Raw genomic sequence first — 3798 nt, 5'->3', positions numbered from 1 at the left:
GCGCTTGCATGGCATGCAAGAGGTCAGCGGTTCGATCCCGCTTATCTCCACCAAATCTCTGTTCGTTCTGAACGCATTCAAAAAAATCACCTTCTAAACGCAACGCATTTAACTGCGGTTTTGTCGTTTCGTAGGGTCGCCATTTATGGCGACCAATCTGCATGAGAGCAATGCCCCCACAGAATACGCTATCAGACGGTTGCTACCTGCGGCTGCAATTGCAGCACACGGAAACCGTGCGTGCCATCGCGATCCAGCTGCGCCACTAAACCGTATTCCCACTCCAGATACGCCTGCATCACGCCTGCTTCAATATCGGTGCCTTCATACGGGCGACGATAGCGATCAATAGCCGGTGACAGCAGATGCTGTTCTCCTTGCTCCGTCGGCAAACCCGCGCTGCGCCAGGCAGCGTTACCGCCTTCCAGCACAAACACAGGTTTACCGGTCAGCTCAGCCACCTGTTCCACCGCATAGCCTGCCAGCAGGCTGCTGCCACAGGTTAATACATAGCGACGCGCCTCCGGCAACAACGCCTTGCCTTGCTGTTGCAGAGCAGATCGCAGCAACCAGGCCGCGCCCGGAATATGGCTGTTAAGATGGTTTGCGCGCGTGGTGAAATCCAGCACCTGCGTTTGCCCTTCCTGCAGCCATTCCGCTAACTGCTGCGGTGAGATGAATTCGGGTTGAGCGACGGGCGGCACCTGCGCTTTCCAGTTTCCGCTTTCACTAAAATCACTGGCCTGCAGCTCCTCCAGCACTGAAACCTGCCAGCCAAGCTGCGCCAGCCAGGATGCGGTCATATTGGCGCGCACGCCGTCATCATCAATCAGCACGATGCGCGCACCGCGTACGCTGGCGTAATGATCGGTCTCCTGCACTAATTGGCCCCCCGGCACGTGGCGGCTGCCAGGCAGATGCCCGGCGGCGTACTCGTCGGCATCACGCACATCAAACAGATAAGTGGTGCGCGTCTCTTGCTGCCAACGCTTCAGCGTGGCGAGTGGGATACGTTCCACACCCGCGCGATCGGCGATGCTGCGCGCATTGTTTGCCGCCTGACGCTGGGCGGTTTCGCTGGTCTCGCCATAACGGCGCGACTGGCCCTTATCCAGCGCATGTCCGGCCAGCGTCCAGCCGATGGTGCCATTGCGCAGCGCGAACACCGGATTGCGAATTCCGGCATTGACCAGCGATTGCGTACCGATGATGCTGCGTGTGCGACCGGCGCAGTTAACAATCACCGTGGTCTCCGGCGACGGCGCGATATCACGCACGCGCAGCACCAGCTCACCGCCCGGCACGCTGGTAGCGCCTGGAATACTCATGGTTTGATACTCATCGAAACGGCGCGCATCCAGCACCACCACGTTAGCATCGCTGTTAATCAGCTGATGCACTTCGTCCGCTGACAAAGAGGGCGTGTGATTGTGATGCTCAACCAGCTCGCCAAACGCTTTGCTGGGTGAATTCACGTCGATAAACAGTTCGCCGCCCGCCGCTTGCCAGCCGGCCAAATCATTTGCCAGCAGCGCGACATTGCTGTAACCCAGTGCAGCAATGCGCTCGGCAGCGGTTTGCGCCAGGCCTTCGCCGCTGTCATACAGCGTAATCGCGGTGGTGCGCTGCGGAATGCGGTCCAGTAGCTCAAGCTCCAGTTTTGACAGCGGAATATTCACCGCAAACAGCGGATGCGCGGTGGCAAACAGCGCTTCATCGCGCACATCGACAATCGCCACTTCCTGCTGCTGTCGCAGCGCATCCATTAGTTCCGCCGCCTGGCGTAAAGGGAAAACCGGTTTAGTCATGTGAAAGGTCCCAAATGTTCGGTAAGTAGCGGTTGCTGTAACCGGAGATAAACGTTTTTTCGCTGCCGTCTTCGCGGTAGACCGCGCGTTTGACCGCGCCAATGTTGGCGCCATAAACGTGAATGCTGATGGAGACGCGGTCGTCATAGGCGTTGCTGACGCGATGGATATCACCCACCGTTGGCGATACCGCTTCAACGCTGCCAGAATCGAGTCGAACGGGAGCGCCTTCCGGCTGCAATCCGTTCGGCCCCGGCTGCCAGGATTGTGAAATTTCCGCGCCGCGCAGCATGCCAATCAATCCCCATACGCGATGGTCGTGAATTGGCGTTTGCTGGCCCGGCCCCCAAACGAAACTCACCACCGAGAAGCGCTGCTGCGCATCGGCATATAACAAATATTGCTGATAGTGTTCGGGATGAGGTTGAGTAAAGGCGTCGTCCAGCCAGTCGTCGTGGCGAATCAGCTCGCCAAGCCACTCGCTGCCACGTTGTAACACCGTGGCTTCCTCGGGCTTTGTCTCCAGCAGATTAGCCAGATTGGCGACGAAATCGCGCAGACGATGGTGCTGATAATGGCTCATCAGATTCAGGCGCTCCTTTTATCGGCGGCGGAGAGCGCATCGACTTTCTCGCGCGTCAGCGGGATCAGCTCACGGCCATATTCCACTGCATCGTTAAGCGGGTCGAAGCCGCGAATCAGTACGCTATGGATGCCAAGGCGATAATATTCCAGCAGCGCATCGGAGACTTGTTCCGGCGTTCCCACCAGCGCGGTGGAGTTGTAGCCGCCCTGAACCAGTTTTGCGACGCCGGTCCACAACACTTTATCCAGACGATCGCCTTCATTGGCGGCGGCGAGTAAACGCTGTGCGCCAACGCTCTGCGGTTTCGCCTTGCCAAAGGCAAAGCCAGTTTCGTTAAGTTGTTTCTCTGCCGTGGCGCGGATGTGTTCCGCGCGTTCCCAGGCTTCTTTCTCCGTTTTGCCAAGAATCGGACGGAACGAAATGTTGAAGTTGATTTCGCGCCCCTGTCTGGCAGCAGCAGCGCGCACGTTGCGTACCGTCTCCTCAGCACCTTTCAGCGGTTCGCCCCACAGCGCAAACACATCGGCATGCCGTGCAGCGACATCAATCGCTTCCTGCGACGATCCGCCAAAATAGATAGGCAGTTTTTTCTGCAACGGTTTGATGGCCGAAAACGCCTGTTCAACCTGATAAAACGTGCCTTGATGATCGTACGGCTGCGCGGATTCGAGGCTCTGCTTCAACACAGTGAGAAACTCATCGCTGCGCGCATAGCGCTCGGCTTTGTTGAGGAAGTCACCGTCGCGGCGCTGCTCGACATCGCTACCGCCGCTAATAATGTGCACCGCTAAACGGCCGTCGGTTAAGTGATCAAGCGAAGCCAGTTTGCGCGCCGCTAATGTCGGCGAGACAAAACCGGGGCGATGCGCCAGCAAAAATTTCAGCGTTGAGGTGTGCGCCGCCGCGTGCGCGGTCACCAGAAAGCCATCCGGCTGATCCGACCAATAGCCCACCAGAATGCGATCAAAACCAGCGTCTTCATGCGCACGCGCAAAACGTGCAATGTACTCTTTATCGAACAGCGGGCCGCTAGCCGGGATAATCTCGGAGGCGAGGCGGTGGCCAATCATGCCAAGGAATTGAATGCTCATGCGGTTCTCCTGAAGTGACGTCATGGAGAAAAACTACGGGCGCAGGCGGTATGAACGGAAATTCAATATTGTGCAAAGGTTTTGCGTTTCACGGTGAAGCGGGTGATGGCGGGGGAAAAGCCGGGGCGAGGCGGGATAGAACCGATTGAAATAAATAAGAAGAGAAGGGCGAGCCGTAGCTCGCCCCTTTGATCAGAAGGCCAACACCAGGCCAGCGATAGCGGCTGACAGCACGCTCACCAGCGTTGAACCGTACAGCAGTTTCAGACCAAAGCGTGAAACCACGTTACCTTGCTCTTCGTTCAGACCTTTG

3 protein-coding genes are annotated in these 3798 nt (G+C 57.6%); all 3 read right to left on the bottom strand.

Annotated features, from left to right (window positions below):
* Positions 1-191: 191 nt before the first annotated feature.
* Genes RTM06_RS19260 through RTM06_RS19250 form a run of 3 tightly spaced genes read right to left on the bottom strand, consistent with a single transcriptional unit; the run spans position 192 to position 3485 of the window.
* Positions 192-1808: a rhodanese homology domain-containing protein gene (locus RTM06_RS19260; RefSeq protein WP_312184332.1), complete on the bottom strand. Its 1617-nt coding sequence runs from the start codon at positions 1806-1808 to the stop codon at positions 192-194.
* Positions 1801-2391 (bottom strand): cysteine dioxygenase, encoded by a 591-nt coding sequence (locus RTM06_RS19255; protein ID WP_312184330.1) that lies wholly within the window; start codon positions 2389-2391, stop codon positions 1801-1803. The genes RTM06_RS19260 and RTM06_RS19255 overlap by 8 nt, the downstream gene beginning before the upstream one ends.
* A 5-nt stretch (positions 2392-2396) precedes the next feature.
* Positions 2397-3485 (bottom strand): LLM class flavin-dependent oxidoreductase, encoded by a 1089-nt coding sequence (locus tag RTM06_RS19250; protein ID WP_312184328.1) that lies wholly within the window; start codon positions 3483-3485, stop codon positions 2397-2399.
* Positions 3486-3798: the final 313 nt, after the last annotated feature.

This window comes from Pantoea sp. CTOTU46764 (genome assembly GCF_031974595.1).
GTDB lineage: Bacteria > Pseudomonadota > Gammaproteobacteria > Enterobacterales > Enterobacteriaceae > Pantoea > Pantoea trifolii.
This window is presented reverse-complemented; position numbering and strand designations above follow the sequence as displayed.

Coding starts and splice junctions, on each gene's coding strand:
- RTM06_RS19260 (WP_312184332.1), bottom strand. CDS start 1,808: ATGACTAAACCGGTTTTCCCTTTACGCCAGGCGGCGGAACTAATGGAT.
- RTM06_RS19255 (WP_312184330.1), bottom strand. CDS start 2,391: ATGAGCCATTATCAGCACCATCGTCTGCGCGATTTCGTCGCCAATCTG.
- RTM06_RS19250 (WP_312184328.1), bottom strand. CDS start 3,485: ATGAGCATTCAATTCCTTGGCATGATTGGCCACCGCCTCGCCTCCGAG.